Source organism: Chromobacterium sp. W521 (assembly GCF_052805975.1).
Genome location: NZ_JBRBAF010000008.1, coordinates 112,536 through 124,801, shown reverse-complemented (window position 1 = coordinate 124,801; position 12,266 = coordinate 112,536). Strand labels below are relative to the sequence as shown.

Here is a 12,266-nt window from a genome sequence, read left to right as displayed (position 1 = left end):
GGTGGGAGTTAGCGCACCGAGATCAAGAGCATCCAGAACAGGGGAAACAGCAAAAACAACAGCGTGAACCCGAACTGGGCTCCGGCCGTGCGCCGGCGCAGCAGCCAGAACACCAAGCAAGTCAGCGCCAGCCAGAATGCGATGGCGAACAGTGCCAGATTGACCATGAAGGCGCCCATGCTGCCCATATCGGCCAGACAGAATTCGGACAAGAGCAAAAGGGCGGGCAGGAGCGAGGCAGCGCGGAGGTAGGACATTCGAGTGGCTTCTTGGGGGTGACGCGGGCATTTTGCATCAAGGTCGCCATTTTGCCCACCGCTCCGCGCGTGCCGGCATGAACGCGGTGCCCAGTGCCGGAGCAATGACCGGGACGTCCGCTAGCCCGCCGCCTCGCGCTCGCGCAAAAAATCGATAAAGGCCCGTACCTTGGCCGGCAGGTGGCGGGTACGCGGGTAGAGCGCGTGAATGCCTTGCTGCGGGAATGTGTGATCGGGCAACAAGCGGCATAGCCGGCCGGCCCGCAGATCGGCGTTGACCAGCCAGTCCGGCAGCAGGGCGACGCCGAGGCCGGCCAATGCGTAGGCCCGTAGGATGGACGCGCTGTCCGAGCTCAGCCGCGCCGGGTGCGGCGGGAGCCAGGATGTCTGGCTCCCGTCCGGCGTGTCCACCAGCCAGGGCGGGGCGTGCTTGAGCCGGCTGTGTCCCAGCCAGGGCAGCCGGCCCAGCGCGGCCAGGTCGCCGGGCTGTTCTTGTGTCAGCAAGGCCGGCGCCGCCACCGGGAAAATATCGAAGCGGGCCAAGGGCACCGCGTGCAGCTCGGCCTCTGGCAAGCTGCCCAGGCGGATGGCGATGTCGAAGCGCTCGGCGATCAGATCGACATGCAGCGAGGATGTGGACAGCTGCACCTGCAGCGCCGGGTGCAGCTGGGCGAAGGCCTGAATCGCCGGCGCGATCTTGGCCAGGCCGTATTCCAGCGTGGCGGTGACGCGCAGCGCGCCGCTGAGTTCTCCATGTTCGGCGCGGGCGTCGTCTATCGCCAGCCGCGCCTGCTCCAGCATATCGGCGCAGCGCTGGTAAAAGCGCGCGCCGGCGTCGGTCAAAGCCAGGCTGCGGGTGTTGCGGATCAATAGCGCGACGCCGATTTCCTGCTCCAGGCGCTTGATATTGAAGCTGACCACGGCGCGGCTCTGGCCCAGCGCCGCGGCGGCGGCGGTGAAGGAGCCGGCGTCCACCACGGCCTTGAAGGTTTCGAAACGGTCCAGACTGACCATGGCATTGCCTGTTATTGTCAAAAATAGTTTGACAGTTTAGGCGAGATTGGCGGGTTTTTCCATGTGCTGGCGCTGACTATACTCGGCCGCTTTACCGTGGAGGCCGCCGATGCCGCTCCGTTTGAAACTGACCCTGGTGTACCTGCTCGGCTTTGCGCTGGACCTGATCAATATGTTCATCGTCAGCGTCGCCTATCCCGACATCGGCCGCGATTTGCAGGCCTCGCTGGCGCAACTGGCCTGGGTGGGCAACGCCTATATGCTGGGCCTGACCCTGGTGATTCCGCTCAGCGTCTGGCTGGCCGGCGCGTATGGCGAACGGCGGGTGATGCTGCTGTCCCTGGCGCTGTTCATGACGGCCAGCGCGCTGGCGGGCAGCGCCGGGTCGATTGAGGCCTTGATAGGCTGGCGCGCGCTGCAGGGCCTGGGCGGCGGCCTGCTGATTCCTATCGGCCAGGCCATGGTTTACCGGCACTACCCGCCGGCGCAGCGCGCTCGGCTCACCGCCTGGATCATGAGCGTGGCGCTGATCGTGCCGGCGTTGTCGCCAGCGCTGGGCGGCCTGCTGGTGGACATGCTGTCCTGGCGCTGGGCGCTGCTGGCCAGCCTGCCGCTGGCCTTGCTGACCTTGCTGTTGGCGGCCGCCTGGCTGCCGCGCGGGGACGTGGCGGCGCGGAGCGGCGCCTTGGACGGCTCCGGCCTGATGCTGGTGGCGCTTGCCATGAGCGCGCTGCTGCTGGCCTTAGGCTGGTTGGGCGAAAGCGGCCATGAGCCGCGCGGCGTCGTCGCGTTGGCATTGGCGGCGCTGGCCCTGGCGGCCTATGCGCGCGGAGCCGCCGGCAAGGCCGAGCCGGTGCTGAAGCTGGCGCTGCTGCGCGGGCGTTTGCTGCGCACCGCCATGCTGGTGTACCTGTTTGTGCCCGGCGTGTTCATGGGCGTCAGCCTGGCGGCGATGTTGTATCTGCAAGAGGTGCTCAAGCTGGGCGCTGCGCGGACCGGCGCGCTGATGTTGCCCTGGGCGCTGGCCTCGGCGCTGGCCATTAGCCTGACCCGTCTCGCTTTCAACCGTCACGGCCCCAAGCCCTTGCTGCTGCTGGGCATGGCGGTGCAGAGCGCCGGCATTCTGCTGTTGGCGGTGGGCGTCAGCCGCTATGGCGGGTTGATGGCCGCTTACGGCCTGATGGGTTTCGGCGGCAGCTTGTGCAGCAGCGCCGCGCAAAGCGCCGCCTTTCTGGATGTGGCCGAGACCGAGCTGCGGCAGGCCAGCGCGCTGTGGAACATCAACCGCCAATTCAGCTTCGGCCTGGGCGTGGCCGCAATCAGCATGCTGTTGAATGCCTTGGGCGGCGGCGCCTCCGTGGCCGTCGTCCAGGCCTACCAAGCCTGTTTCTTCATTGCCGCCGGCCTGACCCTGGCGCCGGCGGTGTTCGTGCTGCGCATCCACACCCCGGCGGTGCTGGCCCTGCTGCGGCGCCCCCACTCAGAGAGAGCGTCATGACCGACCAAAATCCTTATTTCGACGAAGTGATTGCCGCGCATATCGCCATCCGGCAATGGTTTGCCGGCCCGGCGGACGCCGCCGCGCTGGCGGCCTTGATGGCGCGTTTCTCGCCGCGCTTCACCATGGTGGCGCCCAGCGGCGCGCCATTGGACCTGGACGCGCTGGGGCGGCTGTTCGCCGCAGCCGGCGGCGGCAAGCCCGGCCTGGAGATCGTGGTGGATCAACTGGCGCTGCTGGACTGGCACGCCGGCGGCGCGACGGTGGCTTATCGCGAAGCGCAATATCAGGGCGGCTGGTTAAGCAGCCTGCGGCTTGCCACCGCGGTGTTTGAACGCGATGAGGCCGGGGCGCCGCGCTGGCGGCATTTGCAGGAAACCCTTTACCCCGGCTGAGCGCGGTCAATCGCGGCAGGCGCTGGCATGGCCCAGGTATTCCCAGTCTCCGTTGCTGGACTGATTGGTGGGGAAATACCAATAGCCGCCGCTCTTGCGGCTGCGGAAATAGTCCACCGTTTTGGAGTAGGGGTTGTCGTAGCGGTAGATGTCGCCCAAGGTGGCGCGGTCGCCCGAGCTCCAGCGTTTGCAGGTTTTCAGATTGAGCTGGATCAGCGTGTCGATCAGCCCCGGCCCCGGAAAATCGGCCATCACCATCCCCGCGTAAGCCGGACGCTGGCGCTGGATGTATTCCTGGGTCAGCACATTGCTGCCTTCAAAGGCGATGGTGCAGATGCCGATGAAGCAATTGACGCGAGGGAAATCAGGATAGCTGTTTTTCCAGCCCGGGGTTGTCAGGCCGGTGGCCAGCCGCGGCGCGCCGGTGGCCGGGTTGGAATGGCCGCTGGCGATGAAATAGGGAAAGGAGCCGCCGGAGGCGGTCAGATAATTGATGTAGCCGTTGCCGCGCGGACCCGTATTGGCCTGGTTCAGGTGGGCCTTGATCTTCTCCCATTTGCCGTACAAATCCCAGTTGGTGGAAACGCTGTACTGGTCCTGGATGTTGTAGGCGCCGTAGGAAATGCCGTAACGCTTGCTGCTGGAGAAGTTCTGCAAGAACACGATTTTGCCGCGCACCTCGCGCAAGCTGGGATTGTTGCTGGCGGGAATGGCGATGTAGCCGCTGTAGCGATTGTAGTAGGACTCGAAAATCTGCTGGAAGGACATTGAGCTGTTTTCCGGCGTGTGTTCTTCCTTGACCCGGACGAAGAGGGTCTCGCTGGGGTTGGCGCGCAGGAAGGCGCTCATGTCGTTGAGCACATCGCCGAACATCGCCTGCTGGAATACCGGGCCGTGATGGATGGCGAAGCTGTTGGCTATGGAACGCAGGCGGATATCGAAAGCGCGCACGCCGGCGTCCAGCTGGGTGCGTAAGGGCAGGGTCTGGGTGGCGACGCTGTCGCCGCCGTAGCGGCTCATGGTGTCGTGAGTGCCGGGCAGCGACAGCTGGCTGACCGTGAGGCCATCGTCCAGCAGGCCCATCCACTTGGGATGGCGGTAGCTGAAGTTGCTGTCGTGGGAATACGCCGAATGGGCATGAGCGAGGACGGCCGGACTGCTTGCGGCCAGGCTGAGCGAAAGCGCGGCGAAAAGAGTTTTCATGATCGGGTCCCAAGTGAAAGGAAGGGCCGGCGTACGGATGCCGGCTGGCCGACCTTACGACGAGATCATGTTATGCCGATTGCGATTTTTGCTCATTGCGCCCATGCCGTTCTTTCGCTTGCCCGGCCTTGTGTGGTTTTTTTGCGCCGGTGCACAGTCTCGCGGGCAAGAACGAGACTAGGCGTATGGCGGGGAAAGCGGGCGCAGGCGCTAGCGTGGCAGGCATTGAACAGGCTTTTAATCCGTGGCGATGGACTGGATGAAACCGTCGACCAGGGCCGACTCCTGCTGCTTGCGCCAGATGAAGTGAATATCGCTGATCGCCAGGTCCGGCAGCGCGAAGCCGCGGTAACCATCTTGCGGCCGGCACAGGCTCTCCGGCACACAGGAAAAGCCGGCGCCAGCGGCAACGCAGGCAAAGATGGCCGGATAAGATTCTATCTCCAGCACCGCGCGCGGCCGCACGCCGGAGGCTTGCAGCCATTGCTCCACCAAGCGGCGGTAATGACAGGCGGCGCCGAAGGTGTATAGCTCCAGCCCGGCCAAGGCCTCGGCTGTGGGCGCGGCGGTGTTTGGCGGCGAAATCAGCATCAGCTTCTCCCGGAAAGCCAGCCGGCTGGTCAGCAGCGGATGTTCCACCGGGCCGTCGCTAAGAATCAGGTCCAGTTCCCCGTCCTGCAACTGGCGCTCCAGCAGTAGCGAATGGCCGGCGCGCAGGTGTAGCTCCACCTCCGGTTGTTGGCGGCGATACCGGGCGATGCGCGCCGGCAGATGGCTGACCAAGGCGCCTTCCAGCGCGCCCACCCGCAGCAGGCCGCGCGCCGGTGCACCGGCGAACAGGTTGCCCACCTCGTCGGCCTGTCGCAACAAGCCACGGGCGTGGCGGTAGAGCAGCAGGCCTTCCGGCGTGGGCAGCAGGCGGCGGTTTTCGCGGCTGAACAGCTTGACTCCCAGTTCCGCCTCCAGCTCCTGTAAGCGGGCGGTGAGGTTGGACGGCACCCGGTGCAGTTGCTCGGCGGCGGCGGCGATGCTGCCTTGCTCCACCACCGCGCAGAAGAAATTCAGTTGCGACAGTTTCATTTTTCATTTTTTGTGATTGATTTAAGCATTATAAGTCGCTTTTAATGGGCTATGTGCGAGGCTAAGATGGGCGCGATCTTAGAACGTGTTTACAATCTCGCGAGCTAAGGCGAGACAAGGGGAAAACGCGCGAAAAAGCGGAATTTGCTCGTGGTACATGAGCATTTTGGGCTCGTACTCACCGTGCAACGCTTCACGACGCACGGCAGATCGTAAACAGGTTCTTAATCTCAACCATCAGGAACAAGCGCATGAGAATTCTGCACACCATGCTGCGCGTGGCCGATCTGGACGCCGCGCTGGCTTTCTACACCCGGGCGCTGGGCATGCGCCTGCTGCGCCGCAATGACTTTCCGGACGGCCGCTTCACTCTGGCTTTTGTCGGTTACCGTGATGAAACCGAGGCCGCCGCCATCGAGCTGACCCATAACTGGGACCAGGGCGATTACCAACTGGGCAACGGCTATGGCCATGTGGCGATTGAAGTGGACGATGCCGCCGCCGTTTGCGAGCAAGCGCGCGCTCTGGGCTACGTGGTGGCCCGCGAAGCCGGGCCGATGAAGCACGGCCGCACCGTGATCGCCTTTTTGCAGGACCCGGACGGTTACAAGGTGGAATTGATCCAGAAGGGCACCCAGTACGACTGAGCGCGGAGAAGGGCGGGCCCGAGCTTGCCGGGCCCGCCTCGTTTGAAACCGCTTTTTAGAGACGGAAGCGCGCGGTCACGCCCTGCAGGTTTTGCGCCAGCGCGTTGAGCTGGCTGGAGGTGGTGGCCAGTTCTTCCACCGTGGCGCTGTTTTCCTCCGCCATCTGAGATACCCGCTCCATGCTCTGCGCCAGGTTCAGGCTGGCGGTGCGCTGTTCGCTCAGCGCGCTGGTGATGTTGCCGATGGAGTGCACGATGGAGTGAGTGCTGCCTTCAATCTCCTGCATGGAGTCGGTGGCCTGGCTGGCGCCGTCGGACACCGTACCCACGCTGGACAGGCTCTGCTCCATGCTGCCCACCACCCGGTTGGCGCTGCCTTGGATGGAGCCGATCATCTGAGTGATTTCCTGGGCGGAACTGGCGGTGCGTTCCGCCAGCTTGCGCACCTCGTCCGCCACCACCGCGAAGCCGCGCCCCATCTCGCCGGCGCGCGCCGCCTCGATCGCCGCGTTCAAGGCCAGCAAGTTGGTCTGGTCCGCCACGTCGCGGATCACCGTGACGATATTGCCTATCTTCTGCACTTCCTGAGTCAGGCCCTTCATCTGGTCCGAAGTGGCCGCCACTGAGGACGACACCGATTCGATATTGCCCACCGACGCCTTCACCGCATGGCCGCCGCGGCTGGCCAGATCGCCGGCCATCGCCGCCTGACGGGAAGCTTCGTTGGAGTTGTCCGCCACATGGTTGATGCTGACCGTCAGTTCCTCGATGGTGGCGGCGGCTTCGGACGTGGCCTCGGATTGGCGCTGAGCGCCGTGTGCCACTTGCTCGGACATGCTGGCCAGCTCGTGAGCGGAGTCGGACACTTCGTTGGCGTTTTTCTGGATGCTGGCGACCACCTCGCGCAAGCCCTGGCGCATCTCCTGGATATCCTTGGCCATGGCAATGGCTTCGTCGCGCGCGTCGGGAATCCGCTCATCGTGGCCGGACAGATCGCCCTGCTTGATATTGCGCACCAACTGCGCGGATCTCTTCAGCGGCACCGTCACCAGGTTGGCAATGAACATCGCAATCGCCATCGCGGCGATCAAGGCGATCACGGCCACGGTAAGCAGCACCGTCACCGCCTCGCTTTGAGCGGTTTTGCTGGCCTCAATCGACTTTTGCATCAAGTCTTCCTGAAAGTCCGACATCTCTTTCAGCGACTTCAAAAACGCGTTGTTGGCCGGCGCAAAGGTTTTCATCAGAAAGGTTTTGGCTTCCTCATTCTTATTGGCGCGCGCCAAGGCGTACAAGGGTTCAAACTGAGCGCCCAGATGAGTGCTGGCGGCCTTGAGCTTATCAAACAGCTCCTTCCCCTTGGGCGTGGACAGCAGTTTTTCCATCTGGTCCAGATTGGATGCGTTGGCGGCGCGGAGCTCCTCCACCTTCTTGAGGTGGGTCTCTGTCTCTTCCGGCGTTTGCACGATGATGGCGTTGCGGATGGAGCGGCCCACGTCCAGCGTGGTGACGCTGATCTTGTTGGCCAGCATGATCTTGGGATAGCGGTCCTCGGTCACATCGCGGATCTTGTCCCCGATAGTGTTGAACTTCATTATCGCCACCGCCACGATGATGGCGATCAGGACGATCAGCAGGCCGAAGCCGGCCAGTAGTTTTTGCTTGACGGTCAACTGGTGCAGCATGGAGTGCTCCCCCGGACAGATATTGTGTCTAACTTGTGCATCGGCACGCCTCCCAGCGGTGGCCTCTTGATGAAACATAGTTGCCGAAATGGGCTAGATCAAACCGTCCGCGCATCCGAGGGGGAAAAGGGGGCGCCGTATCGGGCAGCCTAGGCCACCGGTGTCTTGCGAGTGATGTCGTCCAGGCTGATTACCGTCATGGCGTTGACCGTGGTGGTGGCCAGGGTGTCTATCACTCCGGTGCGCAGCGCGCCCAGTAGAGCGGTGGCCTTGGATTGCTCGCTGGCGATGGCGATCACATTGGGGATGCGTTCCAAATCGCTTCGATTGATGCCCAGCACACGGCCCTGCAGCGTCGTGTTGGCCGGTTGGCCGTAAATGTCGAAGAAGTCATAACCCATCACGTCGCCTATGGTGCCGCCGCGTTTGGCCGCGGCGATCTCGGTCGGGCTGAACCAGCCCATGCGCACGATATTGCTGTCCTCCGACATGTCGCCGACGCCGATCAGCGCAAGGTCGGCGCGGCGGGCGCGGTCCAGCGTCTGGCGCACGGTGTCGTTCTCCAGCAGGCATTGGCGCAAGGCTGGGTCTTGTATCAGCGCCGGCGCGTACAGTGTTTCGCTTTCCCCGCCGAAGCGCGCAGCCAGCCGACGGCAGATATGATCGGCGTTCATGGCTTCGCCGCCGCGGTAAGCGCCTCCTATGGCGGAGATGAAGGCGCATTGGCGTCGCGTGGGGGTGGAAATATAGTCGGACACCGCGCTGATATTGCGGCCCATGCCCACAGCAACCACCATGCCATCGTCCAGGGCTTGGTCCAGATAGGCGGCCACCTGCGCCGCCAGTAGCGCACGCTGCTTGTCGCTGTCCTGATGGTCGATGGCGATGATGGCGCGCGAGATGCCGAAGCGTTGGCGCAGCTCCTGTTCCAGGCCGCTGGCGTAAGCCGGGTGTTGGCGCACCCGGATTTCCACCACGCCTTCTTCCTGGGCCTTGCGCAACATGCGGCTGACGGTGGCGCGCGAGATGCCGAAGCGTTTGGCCAGCGCCTCCTGAGTGTGGTTGTCCACGTAATAAAGGGTCGCCAGTTCTGTCAGCTCGTCTTGATTCATGCCTTCCTCTTTGTCGGGCCGCCGGCAGGGGCGGGGCCGCCAGTTTATGCCAAATCGGCGGAGCGTGGTCTGGCCTCAACTTGGCTCGCCATCACCATCACGGTGCGGGGAGGCCTGCTCGTATTGATGAATTCTGTCCAGTTTAGGTTGCGATGCGCCGCCGTCAAACCGGGCCTCCAGCCAGGTGTCCACGATGCGCTTGGCCAGCTCCGGTCCCACCACGCGCGCGCCCAAAGTGATGATTTGCGCGTCGTTGCTGCGTTTGGCCCGCTCGGCGGAGTAGGTGTCGTGGCATTGCGCGGCTCGTATGCCTGTTACCTTGTTGGCGGCGATGGCCATGCCTATGCCGGTGCCGCACAACAACACCGCGTGGCTATAGCGCCCGGCGATGATCTGCTCGGCGATGGGGATGGCGATATCGGCGTATAGCGCCGGCTGGCGGTCGAATACGCCGCAGTCGCTGACATGGCGGCCTTGCGCATGCAGATGGCGCAACAGGATTTCCTTGAGGTCGAACGCGGCCTCGTCGCAAGCGATGGCGATGTGCATCTGGCTCTCCTTGGCTGGGTGGCTTGGAGCGCGGGTGGCGCTGCTGATGAATACAATGAACGTAATTTCAATTAATGGAAAGTTTTTCATTGTTGTTGCTGAAAAGCTACCATGAATTTATTGCACTTGCAGCATGATGTACAGCGCTTGTCCCTGGCGGCATTAACAGATTGGCTCAGTGTTTTAGCCGGAATTATCATGCGCTGCATGATTGTTGTATGGCTGGTTTGAATTGACGTTAGCAAAATCCGTTGCTTAGCATGTGTTCAATTAATGATCATTTGTTCTTGACGGAGGCGCTAATGGAAACCGTGCTACTGCAGGCGATGGGGATTGCGAAATCCTTTAACGGCGTGGCGGCTTTGCGCAACGGCTGCCTGGAGCTGGGCGCCGGCAGCGTGCATGCGCTATGCGGGGGCAACGGCGCCGGCAAATCCACCTTTTTGAGTATTGTGATGGGTTTGCTGCGACGAGAGGGCGGCAGCCTGCGGCTGCGGGGGCGGGAGGTGGATTTCGCCTCGCCACTGGCGGCCTTGAACCGACGCATCGCCATGATCACGCAAGAGCTGTCGCCGGTGCCGGGTTTGAGCGTGGCGGAAAACCTGACACTGGGCCGCGAGCCGCGTCTCTGGGGCGCTCTGGTGGACCGCCGCCGCCAACTGGCCGATGCCGAGGCGTTGCTGCAGCGGTTAGATTTCGATCTCGACCCACGCTGCCCGATGTCGCAGCTCAGCCTGGCGCAGACCCAGCTGGTGGAAATCGCCAAAGCTTTCAACCGCGACAGCGACATCCTGATCATGGACGAACCCACGTCATCGCTGGGCGAACGGGAGACCGAAGCCTTGTTCGCCGCGGTCCGCCGCCTTGCCGCCCATGGGGCCGGCATCATCTACGTGTCACACCGGCTGTCCGAAATTTTTGAGATTGCGGATTGCTATACCGTGTTCCGCGACGGCGCTTTTGTCGAAAGCGGCCGGCTGGCCGAGATCGACCGCCCCCACCTGGTTAGTCAGATCGTTGGCCGGGAACTGCGCAGCGAGCGCGCCCGCCGCCCTGCCACCGTGACCGCCGCCGCCCCGCTGCTGCAAGTGGAAGGGTTGGGGCGCGACGGAGAGTTCAAGGACATCAGTCTGGTGGTGCATCCGGGTGAAATCGTCGGCATTTACGGCCTGCTGGGTTCCGGCCGCAGCGAACTGCTCAACTGTCTGTACGGCTTGAGCCAGCGTCAGCGCGGCAGTGTGCGGCTGGCTGGCCGGGAAGTGCCGGCCAGCCCGGCGGGAGCCATCCGCGCTGGCCTGGCCCTGGTGACGGAAGACCGCAAGGACAGCGGCCTGGTGTTGTCGGCCTCGGTGGCCGACAACATCGCCTATCCAGTGTTGCCGCGCCTGGCACGCGGAGGTGTGGTGAGGCGCGCGGCGCAACGGGCGCTGGTGACGGAGCTGTGCCGGAGGCTGCGCGTCAAAACCGCCTCGCCGAATATGCCCACCGGGCGGATGAGCGGCGGCAATCAGCAGAAAGTGGTGCTGGCCCGCTGTCTGGCCGCTCGGCCGCGCTGCCTGCTGTGCGATGAGCCTACCCGCGGCATTGACGAAGGCGCCAAGCGCGAGGTGTACGCCTTCCTGGACGACTTTGCCCGAGAGGGCGGCGCCGTACTGCTGGTGTCGTCGGAAGCGCCGGAAATCCTGGAACTGAGCGACCGAATCGCCGTGTTCAAAGCCGGCAGGCTGGTGGCGATGTTGGACGGCGCGGAGGCCAGCCAGCAGGGTTTGCTGCACTTGGCCTCCTGAGTCCCTTCGTCCCAAGCGATCATCTTGAAAGGAAACCCGATGGACGATTCCCTGAGTCCCAAATCGCCGGCTTTTACCGCTCGTTTGCCCGGTCGCGCCGCGTTGTCCCGCTATGGCATTGTCGCTGTGTTCTTGCTGTTATGCCTGTTGCTGAGTCTGGCCAGTCCGTATTTCCTCAGTTGGGACAACTGGGCCAACATCCTGCGCCAGACTTCGATCAACGGCATTCTGGCGGTGGGCATGACCTTTGTCATTCTCAGCCGCGGCATCGATCTGTCGGTGGGCGCGGTGCTGGCCTTCGCCGGCATGGTGGCCGCCAGCATGGCCGTCCTGCCGGAAGCCGGCGTTTTTCCGGCCCTGTTGACGGGGTTGGGCTGCGGCCTGGCGTTGGGCGCGGTCAACGGCGTGCTGGTGGCGCGGCTGTCGGTACCGTCCTTTGTCGCCACCCTGGGCATGCTCAGCGCCGCGCGCGGGCTGACTTACATCTATAGCGACGGCATGCCGGTTTCCAGTCTGCCGGATGGTTTCCGCCTGATCGGTCAGGGTGAATGGGCGGGCGTGCCGTTGCCGGTGCTGATCTTCGCGCTGGTGGCCGCGCTGGCCTGGTTCACGCTGACCCACACCGTGTTCGGCCGCTATGTCTACGCGGTGGGCGGCAATGAAAAAAGCGCGCGCACCAGCGGCATCCGCACCCGCTGGATCACTTTCTGTGTCTACCTGATTGCCGGCGGCCTGTCCGGGTTGGCCGGCCTCATCCTCACCGCTCGCACCACCGCGGCACTGCCGCAGGCCGGTGTGGCTTATGAGCTGGATGCCATCGCCGCGGTGGTGATCGGCGGCGCCAGCCTTTCCGGCGGCGTCGGCTCGGTGATTGGCACCGTGATGGGCGCATTGATCATCGGCGTGATCAACAACGGGCTCGATCTAATGGGGGTGTCGTCCTATTACCAGCAGTTGATCAAGGGCGTGATCATCGTGGCGGCGGTGTTGCTGGACGGCTCGCGCCATCGGCAAACCTGAGCCAAACGCTTTGTCCGCGC

Annotated in this window: 12 protein-coding genes; 5 read left to right on the top strand and 7 right to left on the bottom strand. The window is 63.7% G+C overall.

The window, feature by feature from the left end; all coding sequences use genetic code 11:
* Positions 1–8: 8 nt before the first annotated feature.
* Both ACUXV1_RS14210 and ACUXV1_RS14205 read right to left on the bottom strand, forming a co-directional pair.
* Complete coding sequence (locus ACUXV1_RS14210) at positions 9–257, bottom strand: hypothetical protein (RefSeq protein WP_081555321.1); 249 nt, start codon at positions 255–257, stop codon at positions 9–11.
* Between the two features lie 120 nt (positions 258–377).
* The gene (locus ACUXV1_RS14205) at positions 378–1,271 is read right to left on the bottom strand and encodes a LysR family transcriptional regulator (RefSeq protein ID WP_446015686.1); all 894 of its coding nucleotides are present in this window, start codon (positions 1,269–1,271) and stop codon (positions 378–380) included.
* Positions 1,272–1,380: 109 nt separating this feature from the next.
* Between ACUXV1_RS14205 and ACUXV1_RS14200 the strand changes: the two genes are divergently transcribed.
* Both ACUXV1_RS14200 and ACUXV1_RS14195 read left to right on the top strand, forming a co-directional pair.
* Complete coding sequence (locus tag ACUXV1_RS14200) at positions 1,381–2,769, top strand: MFS transporter (RefSeq protein ID WP_446015685.1); 1,389 nt, start codon at positions 1,381–1,383, stop codon at positions 2,767–2,769.
* Positions 2,766–3,164 (top strand): hypothetical protein, encoded by a 399-nt coding sequence (locus tag ACUXV1_RS14195; protein ID WP_446015684.1) that lies wholly within the window; start codon positions 2,766–2,768, stop codon positions 3,162–3,164. The genes ACUXV1_RS14200 and ACUXV1_RS14195 overlap by 4 nt, the downstream gene beginning before the upstream one ends.
* Positions 3,165–3,170: 6 nt before the next feature.
* Here the strand turns inward: ACUXV1_RS14195 and ACUXV1_RS14190 are convergent, their stop codons facing one another.
* Positions 3,171–4,367 carry a phosphatidylinositol-specific phospholipase C gene (locus ACUXV1_RS14190; protein WP_446015683.1) on the bottom strand — a complete coding sequence of 399 codons (1,197 nt, stop codon included), beginning with the start codon at positions 4,365–4,367 and terminating at the stop codon, positions 3,171–3,173.
* Positions 4,368–4,604: 237 nt separating this feature from the next.
* Positions 4,605–5,447 (bottom strand): LysR family transcriptional regulator, encoded by an 843-nt coding sequence (locus tag ACUXV1_RS14185; protein ID WP_446015681.1) that lies wholly within the window; start codon positions 5,445–5,447, stop codon positions 4,605–4,607.
* Positions 5,448–5,698: 251 nt separating this feature from the next.
* Here ACUXV1_RS14185 and gloA point away from each other — a divergent pair, with 251 nt between their 5' ends.
* On the top strand, positions 5,699–6,094 hold the full coding sequence (gloA, locus tag ACUXV1_RS14180; protein WP_114153878.1) for a lactoylglutathione lyase: 396 nt from the start codon (positions 5,699–5,701) through the stop codon (positions 6,092–6,094).
* A gap of 55 nt (positions 6,095–6,149) precedes the next feature.
* On the opposite strand, the gene ACUXV1_RS14175 is transcribed toward gloA, so the two are convergent.
* From ACUXV1_RS14175 to ACUXV1_RS14165, 3 genes are all read right to left on the bottom strand, one after another.
* Positions 6,150–7,778 (bottom strand): methyl-accepting chemotaxis protein, encoded by a 1,629-nt coding sequence (locus ACUXV1_RS14175; protein WP_194427900.1) that lies wholly within the window; start codon positions 7,776–7,778, stop codon positions 6,150–6,152.
* Between the two features lie 149 nt (positions 7,779–7,927).
* On the bottom strand, positions 7,928–8,890 hold the full coding sequence (locus tag ACUXV1_RS14170; RefSeq protein ID WP_337882635.1) for a sugar-binding transcriptional regulator: 963 nt from the start codon (positions 8,888–8,890) through the stop codon (positions 7,928–7,930).
* Between the two features lie 75 nt (positions 8,891–8,965).
* Positions 8,966–9,439 carry an RpiB/LacA/LacB family sugar-phosphate isomerase gene (locus ACUXV1_RS14165; RefSeq protein WP_446015679.1) on the bottom strand — a complete coding sequence of 158 codons (474 nt, stop codon included), beginning with the start codon at positions 9,437–9,439 and terminating at the stop codon, positions 8,966–8,968.
* A gap of 302 nt (positions 9,440–9,741) precedes the next feature.
* Between ACUXV1_RS14165 and ACUXV1_RS14160 the strand changes: the two genes are divergently transcribed.
* Both ACUXV1_RS14160 and ACUXV1_RS14155 read left to right on the top strand, forming a co-directional pair.
* Entirely contained in the window at positions 9,742–11,226 is a 1,485-nt protein-coding gene (locus ACUXV1_RS14160; RefSeq protein WP_446015678.1) for a sugar ABC transporter ATP-binding protein, read from the top strand.
* Between the two features lie 39 nt (positions 11,227–11,265).
* Positions 11,266–12,246 carry an ABC transporter permease gene (locus tag ACUXV1_RS14155; protein WP_446015677.1) on the top strand — a complete coding sequence of 327 codons (981 nt, stop codon included), beginning with the start codon at positions 11,266–11,268 and terminating at the stop codon, positions 12,244–12,246.
* Positions 12,247–12,266: the final 20 nt, after the last annotated feature.

Coding starts and splice junctions, on each gene's coding strand:
- ACUXV1_RS14165 (WP_446015679.1), bottom strand. CDS start 9,439: ATGCACATCGCCATCGCTTGCGACGAGGCCGCGTTCGACCTCAAGGAA.
- gloA (WP_114153878.1), top strand. CDS start 5,699: ATGAGAATTCTGCACACCATGCTGCGCGTGGCCGATCTGGACGCCGCG.
- ACUXV1_RS14185 (WP_446015681.1), bottom strand. CDS start 5,447: ATGAAACTGTCGCAACTGAATTTCTTCTGCGCGGTGGTGGAGCAAGGC.
- ACUXV1_RS14195 (WP_446015684.1), top strand. CDS start 2,766: ATGACCGACCAAAATCCTTATTTCGACGAAGTGATTGCCGCGCATATC.
- ACUXV1_RS14205 (WP_446015686.1), bottom strand. CDS start 1,271: ATGGTCAGTCTGGACCGTTTCGAAACCTTCAAGGCCGTGGTGGACGCC.
- ACUXV1_RS14170 (WP_337882635.1), bottom strand. CDS start 8,890: ATGAATCAAGACGAGCTGACAGAACTGGCGACCCTTTATTACGTGGAC.
- ACUXV1_RS14160 (WP_446015678.1), top strand. CDS start 9,742: ATGGAAACCGTGCTACTGCAGGCGATGGGGATTGCGAAATCCTTTAAC.
- ACUXV1_RS14175 (WP_194427900.1), bottom strand. CDS start 7,778: ATGCTGCACCAGTTGACCGTCAAGCAAAAACTACTGGCCGGCTTCGGC.
- ACUXV1_RS14200 (WP_446015685.1), top strand. CDS start 1,381: ATGCCGCTCCGTTTGAAACTGACCCTGGTGTACCTGCTCGGCTTTGCG.
- ACUXV1_RS14155 (WP_446015677.1), top strand. CDS start 11,266: ATGGACGATTCCCTGAGTCCCAAATCGCCGGCTTTTACCGCTCGTTTG.
- ACUXV1_RS14210 (WP_081555321.1), bottom strand. CDS start 257: ATGTCCTACCTCCGCGCTGCCTCGCTCCTGCCCGCCCTTTTGCTCTTG.
- ACUXV1_RS14190 (WP_446015683.1), bottom strand. CDS start 4,367: ATGAAAACTCTTTTCGCCGCGCTTTCGCTCAGCCTGGCCGCAAGCAGT.